General features: G+C 51.7%; 18 protein-coding genes. 6 read left to right on the top strand and 12 right to left on the bottom strand.

Features of this window, described 5'->3' with window-relative positions; all coding sequences use genetic code 11:
• Positions 1-66: 66 nt before the first annotated feature.
• Positions 67-1,875 (top strand): excinuclease ABC subunit UvrC, encoded by a 1,809-nt coding sequence (gene uvrC / locus HNV11_RS05665; protein WP_171738744.1) that lies wholly within the window; start codon positions 67-69, stop codon positions 1,873-1,875.
• A gap of 46 nt (positions 1,876-1,921) precedes the next feature.
• Here the strand turns inward: uvrC and HNV11_RS05660 are convergent, their stop codons facing one another.
• The 8 genes from HNV11_RS05660 to sucD form a co-directional block, all read right to left on the bottom strand.
• On the bottom strand, positions 1,922-2,977 hold the full coding sequence (locus HNV11_RS05660; RefSeq protein WP_171738743.1) for a gliding motility protein GldN: 1,056 nt from the start codon (positions 2,975-2,977) through the stop codon (positions 1,922-1,924).
• Between the two features lie 62 nt (positions 2,978-3,039).
• Positions 3,040-4,626 (bottom strand): type IX secretion system motor protein PorM/GldM, encoded by a 1,587-nt coding sequence (gene porM, locus HNV11_RS05655; RefSeq protein ID WP_171738742.1) that lies wholly within the window; start codon positions 4,624-4,626, stop codon positions 3,040-3,042.
• A gap of 114 nt (positions 4,627-4,740) precedes the next feature.
• Entirely contained in the window at positions 4,741-5,553 is an 813-nt protein-coding gene (gene porL / locus HNV11_RS05650) for a type IX secretion system motor protein PorL/GldL (RefSeq protein ID WP_171738741.1), read from the bottom strand.
• A gap of 129 nt (positions 5,554-5,682) precedes the next feature.
• On the bottom strand, positions 5,683-6,813 hold the full coding sequence (gene porK, locus HNV11_RS05645; protein ID WP_240163791.1) for a T9SS ring complex lipoprotein PorK/GldK: 1,131 nt from the start codon (positions 6,811-6,813) through the stop codon (positions 5,683-5,685).
• A gap of 268 nt (positions 6,814-7,081) precedes the next feature.
• The gene (locus tag HNV11_RS05640; RefSeq protein ID WP_171738740.1) at positions 7,082-8,050 is read right to left on the bottom strand and encodes a PorP/SprF family type IX secretion system membrane protein; all 969 of its coding nucleotides are present in this window, start codon (positions 8,048-8,050) and stop codon (positions 7,082-7,084) included.
• A 203-nt stretch (positions 8,051-8,253) separates the two neighbouring features.
• Positions 8,254-9,039 carry a uroporphyrinogen-III synthase gene (locus HNV11_RS05635; protein ID WP_171738739.1) on the bottom strand — a complete coding sequence of 262 codons (786 nt, stop codon included), beginning with the start codon at positions 9,037-9,039 and terminating at the stop codon, positions 8,254-8,256.
• A 119-nt stretch (positions 9,040-9,158) separates the two neighbouring features.
• Positions 9,159-10,337 carry a DUF4271 domain-containing protein gene (locus tag HNV11_RS05630; protein ID WP_171738738.1) on the bottom strand — a complete coding sequence of 393 codons (1,179 nt, stop codon included), beginning with the start codon at positions 10,335-10,337 and terminating at the stop codon, positions 9,159-9,161.
• An 89-nt stretch (positions 10,338-10,426) separates the two neighbouring features.
• Complete coding sequence (sucD, locus tag HNV11_RS05625) at positions 10,427-11,302, bottom strand: succinate--CoA ligase subunit alpha (RefSeq protein WP_171738737.1); 876 nt, start codon at positions 11,300-11,302, stop codon at positions 10,427-10,429.
• A 49-nt stretch (positions 11,303-11,351) separates the two neighbouring features.
• On the opposite strand from sucD, the gene HNV11_RS05620 reads away from it, so the two are divergent.
• Both HNV11_RS05620 and HNV11_RS05615 read left to right on the top strand, forming a co-directional pair.
• Positions 11,352-12,050, top strand: coding sequence for a hypothetical protein (locus tag HNV11_RS05620; protein ID WP_240163789.1), 699 nt, complete (start codon positions 11,352-11,354; stop codon positions 12,048-12,050).
• 84 nt (positions 12,051-12,134) lie between these two features.
• Positions 12,135-13,232 carry a DNA topoisomerase IB gene (locus HNV11_RS05615; RefSeq protein WP_171738736.1) on the top strand — a complete coding sequence of 366 codons (1,098 nt, stop codon included), beginning with the start codon at positions 12,135-12,137 and terminating at the stop codon, positions 13,230-13,232.
• A gap of 3 nt (positions 13,233-13,235) precedes the next feature.
• On the opposite strand, the gene HNV11_RS05610 is transcribed toward HNV11_RS05615, so the two are convergent.
• Complete coding sequence (locus HNV11_RS05610; protein ID WP_171738735.1) at positions 13,236-13,928, bottom strand: DUF421 domain-containing protein; 693 nt, start codon at positions 13,926-13,928, stop codon at positions 13,236-13,238.
• Between the two features lie 103 nt (positions 13,929-14,031).
• Positions 14,032-15,423 carry a TolC family protein gene (locus HNV11_RS05605; RefSeq protein ID WP_171738734.1) on the bottom strand — a complete coding sequence of 464 codons (1,392 nt, stop codon included), beginning with the start codon at positions 15,421-15,423 and terminating at the stop codon, positions 14,032-14,034.
• Between the two features lie 107 nt (positions 15,424-15,530).
• Here HNV11_RS05605 and HNV11_RS05600 point away from each other — a divergent pair, with 107 nt between their 5' ends.
• Complete coding sequence (locus HNV11_RS05600) at positions 15,531-17,162, top strand: amidohydrolase (RefSeq protein WP_171738733.1); 1,632 nt, start codon at positions 15,531-15,533, stop codon at positions 17,160-17,162.
• On the opposite strand, the gene HNV11_RS05595 is transcribed toward HNV11_RS05600, so the two are convergent.
• Positions 17,163-17,633, bottom strand: coding sequence for a GreA/GreB family elongation factor (locus HNV11_RS05595; protein WP_240163787.1), 471 nt, complete (start codon positions 17,631-17,633; stop codon positions 17,163-17,165).
• A 158-nt stretch (positions 17,634-17,791) separates the two neighbouring features.
• Between HNV11_RS05595 and HNV11_RS05590 the strand changes: the two genes are divergently transcribed.
• Entirely contained in the window at positions 17,792-19,522 is a 1,731-nt protein-coding gene (locus tag HNV11_RS05590) for a sensor histidine kinase (RefSeq protein ID WP_171738732.1), read from the top strand.
• Between the two features lie 33 nt (positions 19,523-19,555).
• Here HNV11_RS05590 and HNV11_RS05585 read toward each other — a convergent pair whose 3' ends face one another.
• Entirely contained in the window at positions 19,556-21,268 is a 1,713-nt protein-coding gene (locus HNV11_RS05585) for a GMC oxidoreductase (protein ID WP_171738731.1), read from the bottom strand.
• 133 nt (positions 21,269-21,401) lie between these two features.
• On the opposite strand from HNV11_RS05585, the gene HNV11_RS05580 reads away from it, so the two are divergent.
• Positions 21,402-22,256: an SDR family oxidoreductase gene (locus tag HNV11_RS05580; RefSeq protein WP_171738730.1), complete on the top strand. Its 855-nt coding sequence runs from the start codon at positions 21,402-21,404 to the stop codon at positions 22,254-22,256.
• Positions 22,257-22,271 lie beyond the last annotated feature (15 nt).

Raw genomic sequence — 22,271 nt, 5'->3', positions numbered from 1 at the left:
GACGTCAATTGTTAATCAGATTGGAACATTACCGGACAGGTGATGTTCCAATTTTTTCTTACGACTATGCCCGAATTTGATTATAAAAAGGAGTTAGCTAAAGTACCCCATGAACCGGGCGTTTATCGGTACTTCGACGCAACGGGCGAAGTGATTTACGTCGGGAAAGCCAAAGACCTTAAAAACCGGGTTAGCAGCTATTTTACTAACTCAAAGCAGCATGACCGTAAAACATTACGTCTGGTGAGCCAGATCCGTAAGATTGAGTTCACGATCGTTCATACGGAGTTCGACGCTCTGCTGCTTGAAAACCAGCTTATCAAGCGTTATCAGCCCAAGTTCAATATTTTGCTGCGCGACGATAAAACGTATCCGTTTGTCTGTGTAACGAATGAGCATTTTCCGCGCGTAATTACTACCCGTCGTATTGACCGGAAGCTCGGAACATTTTACGGTCCGTTTGCCAATCTGAAGCCGATGTACACCGTGCTGGACATGTTCAGCCAGCTTTTCACGATTCGTACCTGTAACTATAACCTCGCGCCCGAAAATATTGAGGCAGGCAAGTACAAAGTGTGTTTAGAGTACCATATTGGCAATTGCAAAGGGCCTTGCGAGGGGCGGCAGAGCGAGCCCGATTACGATAAGGATATTGAGCAGGTGCACCATATCCTGAAGGGCAATCTAAAACCAGCACAGGAGTATTTCAAAAACCGGATGGTTGAAGCGGCCGGTGAACTGGCCTTCGAGCAAGCGCAGAAATACAAAGAGAAAATGGATGTGCTGCAGCGGTTCCAGAGCAAGTCGACGGTAGTTAATCCGAAGATTGCGGATGCCGATGTCTTTTCCATTGCCTCCGACGAAACTGCGGCTTACATTAATTTCATGAAGGTCGTTAACGGAACAATTGTTCAGGCGCATACGGTCGAGGTAAAAAAGAAACTGGATGAAACTGATCCGGAACTGCTCACCATGATGATCGTGGAATTTCGGGCGCAATACGGTAGTCAGGCTAAAGAAATCATCACCAATATTCTGCTCGACGTCGACTTACAGGCCGAAGTAACCATCCCCCAGATTGGCGACAAGAAAAAACTGCTTGATATGTCGCTCAAAAATGTCCTTTATTTCCGACGGGAACGACAGGACCGCGCAGCGGCCGAAGCAACCGCCAACGCCAGCAAAAAAGATCGGGTGTTAATCCGGCTGAAGCAGGATTTACAGTTAAAAACCATTCCCAACCGCATCGAATGCTTCGACAACTCGAATATTCAGGGAACAAACCCGGTTTCGGCCATGGTCTGCTTCATTGGCGGTAAGCCCGCGAATAAAGAGTACCGGCACTTTTCCATCAAGACGGTTATTGGGCCCAACGATTTCGCCAGCATGTATGAGGTTGTAACCCGGCGCTACACCCGTGTACTGGAAGAAGAAACTGGTCTACCCGACCTGATTGTCATTGACGGGGGTAAAGGCCAGCTCAGTGCAGCCTGCGACGCCCTGAAGGCGCTCGATTTGTATGGCAAAGTGCCTATTATTGGTATTGCCAAACGGCTGGAAGAAATCTATTTTCCTGAAGACAACCTTCCGTTATACATAGATAAAAAGTCTGAATCGCTGAAACTGATTCAGCGCATCCGGGATGAGGCTCACCGGTTTGCCATTACATATCACCGGGATAAGCGCAGCCGTAATAGCCTAATCAGCGAACTGGAGAACGTAGATGGCATCGGAAAAAAAACAGCCGCTAAGCTGTTAAAACACTTCAAAGGCGTTACCAAGATCAGGGAGGCTTCTTTAGAAGAAATAGCCGAAGTGGTTGGAAAAGATCGGGCAAACAAACTGAAACAATACTTCGAAACTATTGAGCAATAAAAAAGCCGGTTCCTGATCAGGAACCGGCTTTTTTATTGCTCAACTTTTAGTATTCCCAGAGGCTATGCTCAGTTTCCATAAGCTCATACTCAGTTTGATACGACTTCATCAGGCCCTCCCGATCGCCATACATACCAACTAAGTCTGTATCGCTGGGATTGGCTACTTTCGTAATCCGGCCGTAGAACAGGCGCAAATCGAAAGCATCGGCCAGATTCTTATGCTGAGCTTGGTTTTGCGGGTTATACCAGATAAATTTTTTCGGGTCGCTCCGGAACAGCTTATCCAGATCTTTGTACTTGAACGTAGCGAGCGGAACCTCCAGGCCAGCCGCATTCTTATCAGATGGCAGATAAACGGTTACCGTCTGAATGTCATAGTACAGCCGCGAACGCTTCCGGTCGAAGATCCAGTCTTCTTTGATCTCCAGAATATTGAATTCCTTAGCAAAGTACTCATCGCCCGCCGGAACAGCAGCTACCTGCGCAGTTGTATCTACCGCCGGCTGTTCAATAACCGGTTGTGCCTTTGCGCCTTTTTTACCTTTGGTAGTTTTAGCCGTTGTGGTTTTCTTTTTCGCAGGTGCACCCCAGCCATCATCAGCAGGTTGCGTTGCAGCAGCTTTAGGCGCTCCCCAGCCATCATCGGCTTTTTTAGCTGCCGGCTTTTTCGGGTCGGGCTTGGTTGGATTCCCCCATCCGTCGGTGGAAGCAGCACCAGCAGCCTCATTGCCAAAACCGGCAGCAATTTCTTCAGCCGATAGCTGTGGGCCTGAGTTCGGCACCAGTAGCCGCTCCTGAAACTTTTGGGGTGTCAGTTTCGTCTTAACCGAATCGTTGGCATAGGCATCGATCAAACCGGCTTTAACGGCTTCAATCAGGTACTTCGAAATCTCATTATTCTTCGAGAACATCGACTGATTCTGCTTCTCCTTCAGGTCAACGCGACGCCAAAGGGTTTTCTTCATCATGATGTCGTTCTCGTTGATGGCCCGAACTGACAGATCGTTGGTGCCAGTGCTCGCTTTCTCCTGCGCTATCGCTCCGCTACTGGCGACCGCTAACAGGGTAGCGGCTACTGCCATCGTTCTCATTTGTTTCATCTGGAAAACCCGTTTATTGCTTACTGCAATTTATTAACGACTTAAGTCTCTATTTCGTGCGTTTAATACAGGCCAACTGAATTTAACGGGTTACCCATCGGCACATCACTAATGTCGCCTTTGAAATTCCGGCGCTGTACACCATCCACCTGAATAACAACACGATCACCAGGCTGGGCTTCAGCAGCTAATGAGCCAATTGAACCACCACCAGGACCCAGGTTAACTACCCCAACCCGCCGGGTTCCACGTGCCAGCGATACCGTAATACCGGTAACCCGGAAATTGGCATCGTCAGGCGAGTAGTTACGGAAGCTTTCGTCAGCTACAGCATTTACCCGAACACTACGAGCGGCCGAGGCTGGTACACCCCGGGGATCAGTTACTTTTTGGCCACCTACGTAATATTCCAGCGTTGGACGAGGCACCCGGTTAACACGGAAACGCTCAGTTCCCAGCAGGCTTCCGCTGTTACTGATATTTAATGACACATTAGCGGAGCTTGGTACCACGGTAATTTTGCCTTTTTCACCCGATTGAATCACCTGAGCGCCATCAGCTGAAAAATTGGGGTTCCATAAAGCGCCTAATTGCGGGCTCTGGATACTGAGCTTGTTCGCACAACCTAAATACAAGGGCGGCATTGTTCCCGTTTCGATCTGATACGAAGGCTTGGCGACAAAATACTCGGCCTGCAGAGGCACCGTTTTCATACCGGCAGCCGTCTGGTAAGCAATGGATCCAGATAACGTCCGACGGGCAAGGCCATTTTTATCGTATGCACCACCCTGAGCCGTAAACTCAATGATACCCTGGCCATCCTGTACCCGTACCGGTCCACCGTTTAGGCTCATGCGTGGCTGAATACCCGACGAGGATGCGGCCAGAAACATCTGCCCTTTAAACTTCGTACCGGCAACGACCACTTTTGACTCCATGCTCAGCATGGCAATAATCTTGTCGAATTTTACGTCCTGCGCACCTACTTTACTTGCCAGTATGTCAAGTACTTCTCCTTCGATCCGACGCACATCAGCCTGTTTCTGGCTCAGTACCGCCAAAGCAGCAGGGACAGGCGTTTGAGCGAAGTTCAATTCAGCAAAATCCTTTTTCCGTTGATCAACCGAGCGACTGGCTATTGGATCATCTTTACCATCGAGAGCCATCGGCGGGTATTTCGTACCTGCATACTTCGACAGATTTTCGACGTATCCATTCAGCTGGTCTTTCAGCTTGAAAGCCGCTCCGTTGCGAGCCGTCCCAATCATTACCTGAGCTACTTTTTCCTCTTCGCTCAGGTTTTTGATGTTACCGGCTTCGTCGCGACCACCACCTGCTTCAACAACCTGCTCTTTAACCTGGTCGATTTCGTTTATAATATCAGCCGTTAACTTCCGAACGTCGTCGGCCTGTTTAACAATGGCCAGGTCGGCCGCGCGGTTTCCCGATTTCTCAACCGTAGCCCGGATGTTATCAAACGTCGACTGGTTAACCTTGCTAACAGCTCCGGTGGATTGCTCTAAACTATTATTGATTAAAACGAATTTCTCTAGAATTGCCGACGTAACCTGTAAAGCAAGTAAGGCCGTCAATACCAGATACATCATCCCGATCATCTTCTGACGGGGTGTTTCTTTTGTGCCTGCCATAAAATATGGTAGTAATAAAATTTTGAGAGTTATGCAGTCCTAAAGCTGCGGGGGTCCTACGTCGTGGAATTACCAACGTAATCAACAACCTTACGCCCGCAACTAGATGACGTCTTAATTACCACGCATGGCGGTCAGCATGCTGCCGTATACATTGTTGAGCGAAGCCAGATTGCTCGTCAGCTTAGCCATTTCATTTTTGAACTGCTGAGCGTCACGGCTGGCATCGGCCATGTTTTCCATAGCCGCAGTCATGCTGCCATAGAATGCATTCATTGCCTTCAGGTGCTTGTTGGTATCCTGCAACTCCAGTTCATAAACGGCGTTCAGCGCGCCCATATTTTTGGTTACTTTCTGGAACTGCTCGCGGTAGTCTTTAGCATCGGTGGTTGCATCGGCCATCGAGTTCATTGCCGAAATAGCCGTACCATACGATTTGTTCATCTCGCTGATCGAGCTTGATGCCGATTTTACGTTACGGGCGTAATCGTTGGTCGCAACCGTTGCGTCGGTCAGGTCAGTCAGTTTCGATACGGTATCATTCAGGTTACGGAAACCCGAGCCTAGGCGCTCAAATACGTCCGGCGTGACTTTCGCCTGCGCCAGCATCTGATCCATGTTGCTCGTCAGGCCATTTGCCTGCGGAGCCGGCTTACGAGCCTCACCTTTGTAATCATCAGCCAGTTCAGGATACACTCGTTCCCAGGCGTAATCATTACCCGAGGTTGCCGGGTTTGTAAAGCTTTGAACTGCGTAAAGAGCGAAGATAACAACCTCGGTCAGCAGACCGAGCGTCAGCATCCAGCCAAATTGTTCGTTATGCGTAATCTTGGCCCAGGCCCCGAAAATTACGACGGCGGCACCGGCACTATAAATGGTTGGTACTAAACGATCCCAAAAGAAATTCGTGGACTTTGCTGCTGCCATGATGAGCGATTGTTAATTGGAACGGGTTACTGACTTTGTGTTGGTAAAGTTGGGTTCTAGCGACTGGACGCTGGACATTAGACCGAAATACGTTGTCTAACGTCCAGCGTCCAAAGCCTGCTATCTAAATTATACTTTCGATTTGGCAGACGATTTTTTGCTGCTCTTAGTCTTGCTGCCAACCCGGCCACCACGAGCCGAAGCTGTGCGGCCCTCCAGGTTGTCCATTACGCACCGGAAGCCGATATACGAACGCTTTTCGTTTTCAAGCTCGTAATACCGGGTGCCCGTTTCGAGGTAATATGCAATATCTTTCCAGGAACCGCCCCGAACCACTTTCCGGGGCTCATCGGCGTTCTGGTTATCCGGGTTCATGTCCCAGACAATGGCGTTCGAGTTATCAGCATACGCATCGCGGCACCACTCGGCTACGTTACCTGCCATGTTATACAGACCATAATCATTCGGATTATAGGCTGTAGCAGGAGCAGTGTAAGGATAGCCATCCGCGTCGAAGTTACCCCGTTGTGGTTTGAAGTTAGCCAAATAGCAGCCTTTTCCATTGGCTACGTAGGGGTTCCCCCAGGGATACTTGGCTCCACTCTTACCCCCGCGTGCGGCCCACTCCCATTCTGCCTCGGACGGCAGACGGAAACCAAACGAGCGGTACCCACCTTCTTTATTCCGGAAATCGTCCAGCACATTGGTACGCCACTTGCAGAAATGCCGGGCCGCAATCCAGCTTACGCCGACAACCGGGTAGGTATCAAAGGCCGGATGCGCGAAATAGTGCTCTAGCATCGGGTCGCCGTTGTGGTACGTGAAGTCATTTTTCCAGACGGTTGTATCCGGATAATACTTCGACATAATATCTTCTTCACCCAGCACCGAGACCGAGTCGGCCATCAACGCGTTCACGTACTGACGATACTCGTGGTTCGAGATTTCAGCATCATCCATATAGAATGAACTGATCGTTACCTGCCGGTTCATGTTTATCTGAGTGGCCGCCACATCTTCGTCGGCCTGCCCCATGATAAACGAACCCGAAGGCACCAGCACCATGCCATAGGGCGTTGGTTGCTTCCAGCCTTTACGTCCGGTTGCGGTAATTTCCCCGTTCGTAACGCCTACTTCGCCCCCTTTACCGCCCTTGCCCCCAAATTTGGACTTGACGAAACCGCAACCTTGCATCAGCAGCACGACTGCCACGACCATTACCCCTCGGATTGCGTTGGTTGTAAACCAGGTATACTTCATCCTTATATTACTTTTAACTTCTTCTTGTGCGAGACCAGACTAAAAACGAAAATCCGTTTGGTTATTGTATGTCACAAAATGTTTCAATGTAAAATCTCTTGAGAGGAATTATTTTTCATTGATTCAATTCGTTTCAACCTTTCTTTTTCAATGCATAAACCGCATTCTTCCAAAATTACGGTGCTATTCGCAAACTGCCTAACAAGAATGTTGCCAAAATGTTGATCGTTAGGAAGCGTTGCCAGAATCAATCCTGTTTCTTATTTGATTAGTACCGAAACCGGGGCGTGCGTACGATTGGCTTCCTGCGCGGGTCAGGTGCCGGGAACGCATACGCAACCATTAGCTCATGCGAAGTAAGGCTTTTGGCCCGGGTCCCCCCCACAACCAGATCCAGCGAGTAGCCTACCCGAAGAGCGTTATTTCGCATCAGGTTAATACCGGCAGTGGCCATCAGGGCATCCTGCAGGCGATATCCCAGCCCTGCCCAGATGCGGTTGTCATACGTACCGATCAGATTCAGCGTCGCACTTGAGTTCCGAATGCCGCCAAAGGTGCTGTACTGCACCAGTATGGATGGCTGTACTTCAATGTCGTAACCAACACCAAGCCGGTATCCAGCCGTCAGATACGCATTTGGATACAGAGGGCTGGTTGACCGGTCGGTCCCCAGGGTATAGGAAGCCCGATTCAGGTGGTTTACGCTCAGACCAACCCAGTAATCAACTGTATTATAATAAGCGCCTACGCCAACATCGGGCTTAGCCTGACTGATACGACCCGTTGGCACAAGCGGGTCCGGCTCATTCGGCCGGAACTGTCCGTAGTCAATACCTTTGTTGAACAGACCTGCCTGAACGCCTAAGGCCAGCGTACCACTTTTAAGAGCCAGCCGATAGGCATACGATACCTGAACAGACTGGTTATAGCTGGCGGCTATTTTATCGTTGAACGCATAGATACCTATGCCACTTTTGATTCGCGCCAGCGGCATGTTGAACGACACCAGCTGCGAGTTCTGTACGGCCTCGTCGCTGCTGCCGATAGCCTGGTAACCAAGGTATTGCGTTCGCTGGGTTAGCTGTAGCCGCGATACTCCTTCCGACCCGGCTGCGGCCGGATTATAGTATAGCGGATTATACATATACATGCTGAACTGAGGTTCCTGTTGCGCAGATGCCGACCGGGCGGCTACCAGTAGCACCAGAAAAGCAAAACCGTAGACTGTGCGAATCATAGAAACAAAGCTGGAAAACAACAGCGACAGGGGGTTTATGGACCGGAAAATACGACCGTAAAACAAGAGTCAGGATCGTCTGTCGCAGTTTACAAATAAACGCCGAACTCGTTCAATTATTGAACCAAAAAAGAAGGTTGGTTACCGAAAAAAGCCCTGTGAGCCTTTTCTCTGGCAACCAACCTTTCTATAACGTCGGCTATTTACTGATTGTTAGCCTTTTTAATATACAAATCCAGTGCCCCGGTCATGGAGGGGGCATTGGGCAGCGGAGCTTCAATATCTAGCGTCAGACCTGCATCCATGATAGCTTTGGCGGTGGTAGGTCCAAAAGCGGCCATCCGGGTCCCGTTCTGCTTGAAATCCGGAAAATTGGTCAGCAGTGAGTTTACTCCCGACGGACTGAAGAAGGCAATGATGTCGTAGCTCTGGATATCCAGGTCCGACAGGTCCGTAGGCACGGTTTCATACATCACAGCCTCGGTGAAGTGCAGGCTGCTGGTATCCATAAACTCCGGAATATCATTGCGTCGGATGTTTGAACAGGGAAACAGGAACTTCTCGTTCTTATGCTTTTTAATCAGATCGAATAGCTCGGTCGCCGTTTTGGTCCCGTTAAAAATCTTACGTTTCCGGATGATAATGTACTTCTGGAGATAATTGGCCGTTTGCTCTGAAATACAGAAGTATTTCATATCGGCCGGAACCTCAACCCGCCCCTCTTGACAAATCCGGAAGAAATGGTCGATGGCATTTCGGCTTGTGAAAATAATAGCCGTATGATCCAGAACGTTGATTTTCTGACGCCTGAAATCCTTGTACGATACGCCTTCAATCTGAATGAAGGGGCGGAAATCGATCTGGATGTTATACTTGCTGGCTAAATCAAAATAAGGAGATTTTTCGTCGGCAGGGCGGGATTGAGTAACTAACAGCCGGTTAACCTTCGTCAGCCGGTCCTGGATAGGTTGCATACTAGTCTCGTTCATTGAATCACTGGTCGTTTCAATGTCAGCTTACGATCAGCAGACAGATTTACCGCTGGCTTCAACGACCATTCGGCGATCCGCCAGCAGTTTGCTGCGTTCTGTTTACTAACAACCCATCATCATAGCGCGAAACGGAGGCCGACGATGAGCGGAATCAATTCAACAATACAAAGGTACGAAAATAAATACAGATTTTTGATAGGTTCCATGCTGCGGATGACGACATAGAGGAGCGCCAGCCGGGCAGTGTAGAAGACAACCAATGGGAGCAGGAGCACGCTTTCTGACCAGCTTGTGCCAGCTGTGTTGTAGGCAATGATAATGAGCGCCAGCGTCAGTAACGTAAAAAACAGCATGGACGACTGAAGCACTTTAAAAAAGTGAACGTTGATGATTCCCTGTAGTTTATACAGCCCGCCCAGAATTTCCAGGGCGACATATTTGCCGACTAAGGTTATGAAGGAAATACCGCTCAGCAGAAAAAATTCGCCAATCAGCAGGCTGAGCCGTTGGTCGGCCAGGAGTCTGCGGGAGGCAAATACGTCGAAATTGCGGCTCTGTACAAACAGAATCAGGTACGCAACAATGAAACTTAAGTTCAGGATAAAGAGAATATTCGTGCTGCTGAGTGGTCGATTTATCAGGAATGAGTCTTCCTCGGCCCGCAGAGAGAGCAGATCACGCAGACTATAAAACCGCAGAAACGCCCGGTGGTAAAACGTAAACAGAAAGGCATGGGTCGCCAGCAGAAACAGCAACCCTAAACCGAGGAAATTGTCGTACACAGAAAATTTCCTGGGCCGAACGCTCAGGTTGTCGTCGCGTAGGACGACCGGCTTCTGCGTGGCAGACTTCGGATATCCAATAAATAGCCGTTTATCCTCCAGACCAGGTGCTCCGTATAGCGTCAGAAAAATTTCGGGCTGGCGATACACGCGGTACAGGCTGTCAATGCTCAGAACCAGCCACTGCCCCGCCGGAAGTTTCCGTCTGAGCGCTGCGTTAATAAATAAATACCCGCTCTGGCGCGTCGAAATAAGCAACTGATAATGGCGATTGCTTTCCAGATCGATATAAGCACTCAAAGCCGTCTCGTCGGCATGCTGCTCTGCTATATAGGGTATATACGCTCTGGCTGCGTCATCATACACCAGGAAATCCTCGCGAAAATCTCGGACGGGATAATAACGGCCTGCGGGTCCAACACCATTGGTTCTGGGACTATCCTGCGCAAAAGCAGATAAACCCAGCCACAGCAGCAGGAACCCAAACCAATAGCGACTCAGAACGGTAGGCATAAAAAAGCCGAAACGTTACCATTTCGGCTTTACAAAGATAAGCTATTTTGATTAGTCCTGCAGCGGACTCTATACGACCAGCGGATTGGTTATTTCCCCAATGCCTTCAGCATGGTATCGCCGATAAGAGCAGGTGACTCAACAACGTGAATCCCGCACTCGCGCATGATCGCCATTTTTGCGGCTGCGGTGTCGTCAGCTCCACCTACGATGGCGCCGGCATGGCCCATCCGACGACCTTTCGGCGCGGTCTGACCAGCAATGAAGCCAACCACGGGTTTACGGTTGCCGTCGGCTTTAATCCAGTGGGCAGCCTCGGCTTCCATACCGCCCCCGATTTCGCCAATCATAACGATAGCTTCGGTTTCGGGGTCGTTCATGAGCAGTTCAACAGCCTGTTTGGTCGTTGTTCCGATGATCGGGTCACCCCCGATCCCAATGGCGGTCGACTGGCCCAGGCCGGCTTTCGTCAGCTGATCCACGGCTTCGTACGTCAGGGTTCCTGACTTCGATACGATACCAATGGTGCCTTTTTTAAAGATAAACCCTGGCATGATTCCTACTTTACACTCCTCGGCAGTCATCACGCCGGGGCAGTTGGGCCCGATCAGGCGAACGTCCTTATCGGTCAGGTAGTTCTTGACGGCCACCATATCTTCCGTCGGGATTCCTTCGGTGATACAGATAATGACCTTGATGCCCGCATCGGCGGCTTCCATAATGGCGTCCGCAGCAAAAGCCGGCGGAACGAAGATAATCGAAACGTTGGCGCCCGCTTCATCGACGGCCTGCTGAACGGTATTGAATACCGGCCGGTCGAGGTGAGTCTGACCACCTTTGCCGGGCGTTACCCCCCCGACAACGTTGGTGCCGTATTCGATCATCTGCTGGGCGTGAAAACTGCCCTCCGAGCCGGTAAAGCCCTGGACGATAACTTTGGAGTCCTTGTTTACTAAAACACTCATGACAGGTTATAGAAATCGTTGGCGATGCGGTTAATTATCTCTAAGACAAATGCACAAAAGAGCAGAGACTATTGTTACTAAGGTAGTTTTGTTCCTCGTCTATTCGCCTTATGACCGTAAAAAGCTGGGCAAAAATAGCCTAAACTTCGTAAATTACGTGATGATTTTTTCGCACATTCTCTCTGGTTCAATTCTGGCGGGGGCGGGCGTCGGTGTATTCTGGCACTTTTTCGGACGCATAGCCCTGTTCAATCGGCTACTGTGGGGCTTTTTTTTGCTGACAACTTCCCTGGCCGCTCTAATTGGTGTTTTCAATTATACCAACAATGAAGCACTCGAACCGCTGCATAGCTCCATGATCGTGCTGTCGGACAGCCTTGGAGTTGTCTGCGTCGTGACGGCCGTTTACGCGCTGCTCAATCAGCGAATTCTCTCGCTTACTACTTTCGTATCGACCGTGCTCTTCGGTCTGTTTCTGTTCATCAGTCTGCTTCTGCCCAATGCGCGGGTGTTTACGCCTATCGTGCCGTCGCTGGGGATTCTGGTCCTGATGCTGCTGGCTGTTTTTTCGCTGCTGCAACGAAACAAACGAGGACTTTGGGTCGTCCTGGCAGCCATGTTGATGGGGCTGGCCACCAAAGCACCATTGCTGGATGGGTTCATGCATCCTACGGATTTTTATCATTATACAAACGCGCTAGCCCTCTGGTTTTTTGGGAAGGCCGCCCAGCGTCGCATGAGCCATTAACGTGCGGTCCTGGGTCACAAACTAACCCGTTTAACTAATTGCTGCATCAATCGGTTACTCTCCCACTGATTATATGCAACGAACGTGGATTTATTAGAACTGGCGCACGATCCGGTCAAGACGGCCAAGGTGGCCCGGCTTGTTTACATGAACGATACCATGCCCGGCATAAGCCGTCAGCGCGTGGGAGACCGTTTTAAATATATTGACCCGAAAGGGAATGAAGTGGTGGATGATGACACCCTGACGCGCATCCGTAGCATGGCCCTTCCGCCGGCTTGGGAGCGCGTCTGGATAAGCCCGAGGGCCAACGGACACCTGCAGGCAACCGGAATTGACACCAAAAACCGTAAACAGTACCGGTACCATGCCAATTGGGAAGCTATTCGTAGCGAGACAAAATTTTTCCGGATGGTAGCCTTCGGCGAAACCCTGCCCCTGTTGCGTGCTCGTCTGGATAAAGACCTGAAGGCAAGGGGATTGCCCCGCGAGAAAGTAATCGCCGTGGCTCTGAGCGTCATGGAACAAACGCTGATACGGGTAGGCAATGCCGCTTACGAGAAGGAATATGGTTCTTACGGTCTGACTACTCTAAAAGATCAGCACGTAAAAGCGCAGGGCAGTGAACTCCGATTCAGCTTCAGGGGCAAAAAAGGGATTTATCACGATATCACCCTGCACGACCAACGGCTGGCCCGACTCGTTAAAGCCTGCCGCGATATTCCAGGAAAAGAATTGTTTCAGTATTTCGACGAAGCCGGGGAGCGGCACAGCATCGACTCCGGCATGGTTAATGATTACCTGAAAGAAACAATGGGCGAGGATTTTTCGGCGAAAGATTTCCGCACCTGGGCCGGCACGGTTAACGCACTACGGCTTCTGGTTGAACTGGAGCCGTGCAGTACTGAGAAGGAACTGAAGAAAAACGTCAATACGGTGCTTGATGAGGTGTCGCAGCGGCTGGGGAATACCCGCACGGTTTGCCGCAAACATTACGTTCACCCGCAGATTCTGGAAGCCTATGAGTGTCAGGATCTGAACGCTTACATTACCCATAAAAACCGGTTTCGGCAAACCAGCCCGCACGGCCTGGATGGCGTCGAAAAGCTGCTGCTTAAATTCCTGAAAGATCAGGTGAAAAAAGCAGTTAAAAGCCCGGCTGCCAAAAAAGCCGTAAGCTGAGAATCAGTGCATTGCTTTTACCCAAACCGACTTCTCGCAGTTCGGACAGGGCGGATGATTCGCGGGCGGGCTAAAGGTCTGTACATTGCCGCAGTTGCAGCAGGCGTACTGATCCATGTCGTGAATGTGCTCGGTGTGGCGCTTCAGCGCATTGGGCAGGATGGGCAGACCAGGCCGAACGTCGTCGGGTTTGAACTGAAATACACTCAGTTGACCATTAGGCTCCAGAATGGCCGTGCGTACCTGGCCCAGATGTTCGACGCCCGCTATACGCAAATCAGAAAAAAGCTCTTCCAGTCCTAAATCTTCCCGGTCGAAGTTGCTGGTTAATATACAGCCTCCATCAATGACGTACACGGGTTTACCCTCCAGTCGTTCGCGAACCGCTTTGTTCCGGTCGCTTATGAACGTAGCCAGTTTGTAACACCCCATCATGACGGCAAAAACAACCACAGCGGCTGCGAGGGGCACATCGTCATAGAACATGGGATCGCCCGCGGCCGAGCCAAGACCAATCAGCAAAACCAGTTCATAAATAGACAACTGACGAACCTCGCGTTTGCCCGAAACGGTCAGAGCTGTCAGCAGCACAATGAACATGAAAACGGTTCGAAACGCGACTTCCGCGAGATAGGTCCACGGAAACTGATCGATAAAAATACGCTGCCAGTCGAACGGCTCAACGGGGTTCTGCATGATCGTTCAAGATAAGCAGCGGGCTCGCCAATCCAATAGCTTTGTTACAAACCGGCGCAGAGAAGCCTGTTCGTCCCAGCAATAGCTTCCTCTGGCAACTTTTTCACTGACCCAGTTCCTGCGTGATAGTGCTACTGAGCCGTAGTAATTCGATTTCGGCCGCTTTAGCGTTGAACTCAGCGTCGATCAGGCGAGTCTGGGCGTTGATCGCGTTACGTTGTACGTCGCGGAATTCGACAAAGGTTGAGTTCCCGATCCGATAGCGGTCGTAGGCGATATCTACGTTCTGATTGGCCAGCAGGTTATTCTGAATCTCCAGATTCAGCAGTTGCAGGCTGTTGGCATAGGTTTGATACGTCTGCGACAGGGCCGACTGCAATTGCAAGCGCTGGTCAGCTTCCTGGTTCTGGGCAATGATCGTGTTGACGCGGGCATTCTGAATCTGCCGCTTGAGATTGTAGCCGCTGAAGATCGGAATAGTGGCCGTTATGTTGTAGGTAATCGCGCTCGTCCGGCCTGTTTTCACGCCAAAGCCACCCTGGTTGTCAATAAACTGATAGTTGTAACCGGTCTGAGCGGTTACGAGCGGTAACTGCTGTGCATTGGCTAAGCGCACATTCAGGTCGGCCAGCGTTCGGTTCAGCACGGCTACCGTCAGCAGCGGGTTATTGGCTGAAAGCGACTGCTGCAAACCAGCCAGTTGCAGATCAGTGCGGGCAATGATCGTGTCGCGGATGGCAAACTCGGTCAGCGGATCACGAACCAGCAAGGTGTTGAGCTGAATTTTGGCCGTCTGAAGTGCCTGCCGCTGCGAAAGTAGAGCTGCGCTATCGACGTTATAATCCACCTGGGCACTAAGAAAGTCAACTTTCGAACGAGTACCCACTTCATAGTTGGCCCGGGCCAGTTCCAGCCGCTCCCGCGAGATGTCGAGCGCCTGCGTAAAGGCGATAAGCCGCTGCAGTTGCCGGGTAACGTCGAAATAGGCGGTGGCCACGCTGGCAATGGTCGCTTCGATATTGGCGCGGGTATTTACGGTGCTGATCTGCACCAGTTGCCGCAACTGGGTGTACAGAGCTGAGCGTGCATACCCGTTAAACAAGGTGTAGTTCAGGTTCAGGCCAAGATTGGTAGTGCGGTTAAACGCTCCCCGCACCCGTAACGGATCACGCAGGTTTTGCAGATACGTCTGGTACAGGTTCTGCAAGCCCCCGTTCGAGGTACCGTTAAAGGTCAGCGAGGGCAGGTAACCCGCATTTCCTTTCGTGTAGTTATTACGGGCGATTTCTTCCTCCGAGCGGTTGATACGAACCTGGTAGTTGTTTTGTACGGCCTGCTCCAGCGCTTGCTGAAACGTGAGTAAATCGCCGGGTTGCGGGATGGTAGCAACGGTATAGGTTCGTTGCTGTGCGCGCTGGATAGCATTTCCGGGTTGTTGTTGAGCAAAAGCCGAGAGAGGCAGGCAAACAAAAAGAATCCAACTACTAAGTTTCATGGATGTTGTATAACGAGCGACTAATGGGTCAAAATTACGAGAATCTCGCATTGTCCGGTTGACTTGGCAACTTTCACTTAATTTGCATGTTTTCTTACTCGTCAACCATGCGCTATTCTTTCCTTCTCTTTTCGGCGTTGCTGGCCCTGATATCGGGCTGTTCCTCCAGGAAAAAGGCCGATTTACTGATTTCTAATGCTCGCATCTATACGGCCGATTCAAGTTTTTCGATAGCCGACGCGGTTGTCATCAAGGATGGTTCCTTTCTGGCCGTTGGTTCAGCCCAGACGTTACGGGAAGAATATGATGCCGACAGCACCGTTGATCTTGGTGGACAGGCGGTTTATCCGGGTTTTTACGATCCGCACGCTCATTTTTTAGGCCTTGGCCAAATGCTCGATCAGGCCGATCTGGTTGGAGCGGCCTCCTACGACGAGGTCATTGATCGGTTGAAGCAGTTTGCCGGGAAACACCCGTCTGCCTTATGGATCATCGGCCGGGGCTGGGACCAGAACGACTGGGCTGACAAATCCTTTCCAACCAAGGAAAAGCTGGATGCGGCCTTTCCGAATATTCCCGTTGCTCTGACCCGGGTAGATGGCCATGCCCTGCTTGTGAACTCAAAAGCCCTGCGGCTGGCGCGGGTCATGCCGGGACTGAAGCTGCCAGGCGGGGAGATCGTTCTGGCCAATAATCAGCCAACCGGGGTGCTGGTCGATAACGCCATGCAGCTTGTCAGGCGCGTAATGCCCCGGCCCGACAATGCGGATAAGGCCCGGATGCTGCTGGCCGCTCAGCGTGTTTGTGTATCGCTGGGCCTAACCACCGTATCGGATGCGGGGATCAGTCCCGATGAGATTAATCTTATCGACAGTCTGCAAAAAGCCGGGAAACTCAAGATTCGCGATTACGCTATGGTTAGCCTGGGTGAGCCGAATTTAAACTATTTTCTGAAGCGCGGCCCGTTCCAGACCGACCGGCTCACGGTTCGTTCCTTCAAGCTGTATGCCGATGGGGCTCTGGGCTCGCGCGGGGCCTGCCTTCGGAAGCCTTACAGCGACAGGCGCGAAACAACAGGTTTCCTGCTTCTTAGCCCGGCCGAGCTGGAACGCGTAACCAGATTGCTGTATGCTTCGAACTTTCAGGCTAACACGCACTGCATTGGCGACTCGGCGAACCATCTGATGCTGGACCTGTACGGTAAACTGCTTAAAAAACCGAACGACCGGCGGTGGCGCATCGAGCATGCTCAGGTCGTTTCGCCGGAAGACTTCTGGAAGTTTAAACAGTACTCGATTATCCCATCGGTACAGCCCACTCACGCTACGTCGGATATGTACTGGGCTGCCGACCGACTTGGGCCGGTTCGGGTCAAAGGTGCCTACGCCTTCAAAGACCTTCAAAGGCAGAACGGACTGATTGCCTTCGGCAGCGATTTTCCGGTCGAAGCTGTCAATCCGTTGTTTGGTTTTCATGCAGCCACGGCCAGGCAGGACGCTAAAAACTACCCGACCGGGGGTTACCAACCTGAGAATGCCGTTGATCGCCGGTCGGCCCTGCTGGCGATGACGCGCTGGGCAGCCTACGCCAATTTTGAAGATCACCTGCGGGGCAGCATCGCTCCGGGCAAACAGGCTGATTTTGTGATCCTTGATCGGGATATTATGACGGCGCCGAACGAGCAGCTACGGCAGACAAAAGTACGCCAGACCTGGATTGGTGGCGAACGGGCGTTTTGATCAGACTACTTCGGTCAGTTGATACGACATCGCGTTGAATTGCACGGTATCGCCGGCTTTGTGCCCTGCCAGGGCCACACCAATAGGCGATGCCGGTGATACCGCGAAGTAATCGCTACCATCAATGTTGAGCTTACCCGCGCTGATACTGATAAAAAAACGCCCCCGGCTGGTAATGACCAGACTGCCGGGCTGGACGGTGGCGTAGGTTTTTTCGGTGTTCAGGCGGATTAGTTCCTGTTCCAGCTTCAGGGCTTCGGCCAGAAGCTGAGCGTGCCGGTCGCGTTCGAGCTGGGCCATTGCCCGGCCGGTTTCGTATTTGTCGCCCGCACTGCTTTTCGATTCCGAATTGGCCGATTCCTGAGCCGCTTCCATAGCCTGACGGGCCGTACTGATTCGCTGCTGGACGTAGGCCCGGCACTGAGCAAGTAACTCTTCTCTGACGCTCAGATAATTAACAGAATGATTCAAATCAATGGACTGTATGTTGATCTATCAAACAGCTTTAAAGTAGTAACTTCGGTAGATTTCTCCAAAGTCGGAGTTATTAGTTTATGATACAGGCATCAACAGCAGTCCATCGTTTAACGGGAATCGTTCGGTTCACCTTCTCTCTGCTTGCCTTATCCTTGATTGTAAGTGTAGCCGCCGGACAGTCGGCAACCCGTGCCGATACGCTTACCATCAACCGCTGGTGCCGTACGGCATTCGATCTGCTTAGTGCCAACACCGACTCGGCCAATGCCCTCAGCCGCCAGATCGTCAGTCAATCGCAGCAGATTCATTATCCTTACGGCCTGGCCCGCGGCTACGCGCTGATTGGGGCGGTCATGCGTAACCAGGGCACGTTCGATTCAGCCGTTTATTATGCGCAGAAAGCCCTTCCGCTCTTTGAGTCGCAGAATCGCCGGGATGGCATTGCTCACGTGTATAACCTGCTCGCACAGACGTATAAGCGCATGGGTGATGCTCAAAACGTGCGGCTTCTCACCCAAAAAGCCCTGCAATATGCAGACATGGCCCGGCATTTCGCCTTTCAAAGCCGAAATTACAGTGAACTAAGCCGCGCCTATAATACACTGGGCATCTCCTACCGGGACCTTCACAAGTTCGACTCCGCAAGAGTTAATTATCTGCAGGCGATAGCCATTGAAACAAAATACCACCCGAATCCCTCCTATCTACCCGTTTCGTACGCAAACTACGGTCAGATTCTGATGGATGCCGACCGGAATTTTACGCTGGCTATTCGGTTTTTCAAGATGGCTGTTCCGCTCTATGAACAGCAGCATAATCTGACGGGACTGGAGCATGCCTACCGAAATTTAAGCTGGGCCTATCGCCAGCAGGGTAACCAACCCGCTGCAATGGCTGCGGCCGACAAAGCCCTTGCCCTGAGCCGCCTTGTCAACGATCCTCACCGGCTGTTCAACTCGCTAGAAGCGGCTTATATGGCTTACCGGGCTGCCGGAAACTACGCCAAAGCCATTGGCTTCCTGGAAGAATGGAAAGACCGTGAGGACTCCCTGATGAACGTCGAAAAAACCCGGACCATTGCCATGCTGGAGGCCACCTATCAATTTCAGCGGAAAGAGGCCCGTATTCGTCAGCTAGCCGAAGAAAACCGGCGCGAACGACGACAGATGACGTACCTGACGGCCGGACTTTGCCTATTGATTTTTCTGTTCGGTGGGCTGTTCTGGCAATACCAGTCGATACGAAGCAGTCGGATACGGATACGGCATCAATCTGATCAGATGGCGCTAATGATGAAGGAACTGCACCATCGGGTCAAAAATAACCTGGCCATTGTCTCAAGTCTGCTGCGTCTGCAATCCTATCAGTTGACCGACGAGCGGGTCGCTCAGGCAATCCGAACGGGTCAGCAGCGCGTGGAGGCTATGGCCCTGATTCACCACCGGCTTTACCAGACCGACAACGTAACGACCGTGAACATGCGGGACTACCTCAGCGATCTGGCGAATAGTCTGATGCAGGCGTATGGCTACTACCCCGACGAAGTCGATTTACACCTGGACATCACCAAAGAATGGCTGGAAGTGGACATCGCGGTTCCAATTGGCCTGATCGTCAACGAGCTGGTAACGAACTCGTTCAAACACGCTTATGAATCGGTTAGCCGTCCGATGCTACGTATTCGTTTGCACGAGCAGCAAGGGCTATTTCTGGAAGTGCAGGACAATGGCCCCGGCATTGCCCCCGACGACTGGGAGGAGCATGGTCAGGAGTCGTTTGGCAAACAACTCGTGGCCTCCCTCTGCAAGCAGCTATCGGGCGTTGTTGAAGTCAGGTATCAGAATGGCGCATTGTTCCGCATGCGATTTGCCGAAGTCAACTGATGACGTTCCGGCCACAGCAACTTACGGAAACCCTTATAGATTTTTCTTCTTCATTTCGCCGACTGCGTAGTTGGTAGCCCGGGCTGTCAGTGCCATGAACGTAAGGGATGGGTTCTGCGTACCGGTGGATGTCATGGCCGCTCCGTCGGTCACAAACACATTCTTCACTGCATGCAGTTGGTTATGGGCGTTGATTAAAGACGTTTTCGGGTCACGGCCCATGCGCACACCTCCCATTTCGTGAATATCAAGGCCGGGATTGCGATGATCGTCGTAGGGGCGGATGTTTATGCAGCCCGATTTTTCCAGCATCTCGGCACCCTGCGTCAGAAAGTCGTTCATCACCTTTACGTCGTTGTCGGTATAGCCAATAGACGTAACGAGTTGCGGGATACCCCAGGGGTCTTTATGATCGGTGCTGAGCCGGACGTGGTTTTCATAACGGGGTACGGTTTCGGCCTGCATCATCATGAATACGTGCCACGCGCCCGGATCGCTTAGCTTATCCTTAAACTCAGCGCCGAACCCCTCCTGACCTGCGCCCCGCTGCCAGTTGCCGCGAGACGCGCTAAAGGCGACCATATAGCCCCGCTGAAAATCAGTTTCCTGCCGGTCAACGTTACGAAAGTTGGGCATGAAGGCCGTTGTCGGGCGTCGGCCATAGAAATAACCGTCTGCAAACCCTTCGTAGTCAGCGACGATGTTGCCCCGGTAATTATGGAAGGCTACGTACCTTCCTAGCAGCCCGTTATCATTGCCCAGTCCGTTCGGAAACCGACGCGAAATGGAATTTAGCAGAATCAGATTAGTGTTCAGGCAGGCGGCATTGACGAAGATAATGCGGGCGTAATACTCCGACATTTCTTTCGTATGCGCATCAATCACCCGAACGCCCGTAGCCTTGCCTTTCGCATCGTCGTAGATGATCGAATGCACGATCGAATCGGGGCGTAACGTCAGTTTTTCCGTCTTAGCCGCCCACGGTATAGTCGACGAATTGCTGCTGAAGTAACCGCCATACGGACAGCCCCGGTAGCACAGATGCCGCGCCTGACACTGCGCCCGCCCCTGATCATAATGAATCTGCTTCGGTTCGGTCAGGTGGGCGCAGCGGCCGATGATTACGTGCCGGTCTTTATAATTTTCAGCAACCCGCTTCTGGATGTGCTTTTCAACGCAGTTTAGCTCCCAGGGCTTTAGGAATTCGCCGTCGGGCAGCGTCTCCAGACCGTCTTTATTACCGCTGATCCCGACGAATTTTTCAACGTGGCTATACCAGGGGGCAATATCGGCGTAACGAACAGGCCAGTCGATGGCAGCTCCATCGCGGGCGTTCGCTTCAAAATCAAACCGGCTCCAGCGTTGCGTCTGCCGCGCCCAGATAAGCGATTTCCCGCCCACCTGATAGCCCCGAATCCAGTCGAAGGGCTTCTCCTGCACGTAAGGATGCTCGGCGTCTTTGACGAAAAACTGCTGGGTAGCTTCGTCCAGTGCATAGCATTTGGTGGCAATTGGATTCTCCTGGTCGAAGGCTTCGGGCATCCGGTTCCGGTGCGGAAAGTCCCAGGGGTTCAGCGTTGCCGTGGGGTAGTCCACAATATGCCGAACATCGCGCCCACGTTCAAGAACGAGTGTTTTCAAGCCTTTTTCGCAGAGTTCCTTTGCCGCCCAGCCACCACTGATACCCGAGCCAATTACAATGGCATCGTAGGTCCGAGCAGCTTTGGCATCGCCGTTGATAGTCATGGGGTGTATGCATTGACGCTACGATATTACTCATAAAAATCGCCACTCAAAAACTACTGGTTCAATAGGTTTCTGAAAACATCCACCGTTGCTTTTGGCTTACTAAGAAAAAAAGACAACCAAACGTAACGTTATGGAAACCCAGATTCCTCCTCAACATCAGGATGTTCAGCCGGGAATACAGGCCGAGCTGGACCCCCAGCCGAAAGTGATTCGCTACAACTACCGAGGCACCAATAAACTCAAAGACAAAGTAGCCCTCATAACAGGTGGCGACAGCGGCATTGGTCAGTCGGTGGCCGTACATTTCGCCCGGGAAGGTGCCGACATAGCCATTGTTTATACCGAACGCGAGGAAGTAGACGCGCAGCAAACCAAAGAGCTGGTCGAGGCCGAAGGTCGGCAAATTCTTTTACTGCCCGGCGACCTGAAGCAGGCTGATTTCTGCGAGCGAGTCGTCGAAGAAACCATCAAGCGTTTCGGAAAGCTCAATATTGTCGTCAATAATGCCGCCATACAGCTTCAGCACAAGAAGTTTGAAGAAATGCAGGACGAGGACCTGGTGAATACGTACGAGACGAACATCTACTCGTTTTTCCGGGTGACCAAGGCCGCTCTGAAGCATCTGCATGAGGGCGACAGCATCATCAACACCACCTCCGTGACGGCCTACCAGGGACGCGCCGACTTGCCGGAGTATTCCTCTACGAAAGGTGCCATTATGGCCTTCACCCGCGCGCTGGCCGGGAACCTGGCCAAGAAGAAAATTCGGGTCAACGGCGTTGCGCCCGGCCCGATCTGGACACCGCTGAATCCGGCTTCGGTTTCGGCCAAAGAAGTAGCCATGTTCGGCAAAGATGTACCGATGAAACGCCCCGGTCAGCCCTGCGAAGTAGCCCCGGCTTATGTGTATCTGGCTTCTGAAGACTCTTCCTACGTAACCGGACAGGTCATTCACCCCAACGGCGGCACAATTATCAATGGCTAAACCAACTCTGTTTTC

The sequence above is a fragment of the Spirosoma taeanense genome, from assembly GCF_013127955.1.
GTDB classification, from domain to species: domain Bacteria; phylum Bacteroidota; class Bacteroidia; order Cytophagales; family Spirosomataceae; genus Spirosoma; species Spirosoma taeanense.
Note: the sequence above shows the minus strand (reverse complement) of the source record. Positions and strands in the feature narration are given on the sequence as shown.

What these genes read in the sequence shown, in the direction of transcription:
- sucD (WP_171738737.1), bottom strand. Translation starts at nt 11,302, where the DNA reads ATGAGTGTTTTAGTAAACAAGGACTCCAAAGTTATCGTCCAGGGCTTT.
- HNV11_RS05630 (WP_171738738.1), bottom strand. Translation starts at nt 10,337, where the DNA reads ATGCCTACCGTTCTGAGTCGCTATTGGTTTGGGTTCCTGCTGCTGTGG.
- HNV11_RS05600 (WP_171738733.1), top strand. Translation starts at nt 15,531, where the DNA reads ATGCGCTATTCTTTCCTTCTCTTTTCGGCGTTGCTGGCCCTGATATCG.
- uvrC (WP_171738744.1), top strand. Translation starts at nt 67, where the DNA reads ATGCCCGAATTTGATTATAAAAAGGAGTTAGCTAAAGTACCCCATGAA.
- HNV11_RS05660 (WP_171738743.1), bottom strand. Translation starts at nt 2,977, where the DNA reads ATGAAACAAATGAGAACGATGGCAGTAGCCGCTACCCTGTTAGCGGTC.
- HNV11_RS05620 (WP_240163789.1), top strand. Translation starts at nt 11,352, where the DNA reads ATGCACAAAAGAGCAGAGACTATTGTTACTAAGGTAGTTTTGTTCCTC.
- HNV11_RS05610 (WP_171738735.1), bottom strand. Translation starts at nt 13,928, where the DNA reads ATGCAGAACCCCGTTGAGCCGTTCGACTGGCAGCGTATTTTTATCGAT.
- porK (WP_240163791.1), bottom strand. Translation starts at nt 6,813, where the DNA reads ATGAAGTATACCTGGTTTACAACCAACGCAATCCGAGGGGTAATGGTC.
- HNV11_RS05640 (WP_171738740.1), bottom strand. Translation starts at nt 8,050, where the DNA reads ATGATTCGCACAGTCTACGGTTTTGCTTTTCTGGTGCTACTGGTAGCC.
- HNV11_RS05635 (WP_171738739.1), bottom strand. Translation starts at nt 9,039, where the DNA reads ATGAACGAGACTAGTATGCAACCTATCCAGGACCGGCTGACGAAGGTT.
- HNV11_RS05605 (WP_171738734.1), bottom strand. Translation starts at nt 15,423, where the DNA reads ATGAAACTTAGTAGTTGGATTCTTTTTGTTTGCCTGCCTCTCTCGGCT.
- porL (WP_171738741.1), bottom strand. Translation starts at nt 5,553, where the DNA reads ATGGCAGCAGCAAAGTCCACGAATTTCTTTTGGGATCGTTTAGTACCA.
- HNV11_RS05585 (WP_171738731.1), bottom strand. Translation starts at nt 21,268, where the DNA reads ATGACTATCAACGGCGATGCCAAAGCTGCTCGGACCTACGATGCCATT.
- porM (WP_171738742.1), bottom strand. Translation starts at nt 4,626, where the DNA reads ATGGCAGGCACAAAAGAAACACCCCGTCAGAAGATGATCGGGATGATG.
- HNV11_RS05580 (WP_171738730.1), top strand. Translation starts at nt 21,402, where the DNA reads ATGGAAACCCAGATTCCTCCTCAACATCAGGATGTTCAGCCGGGAATA.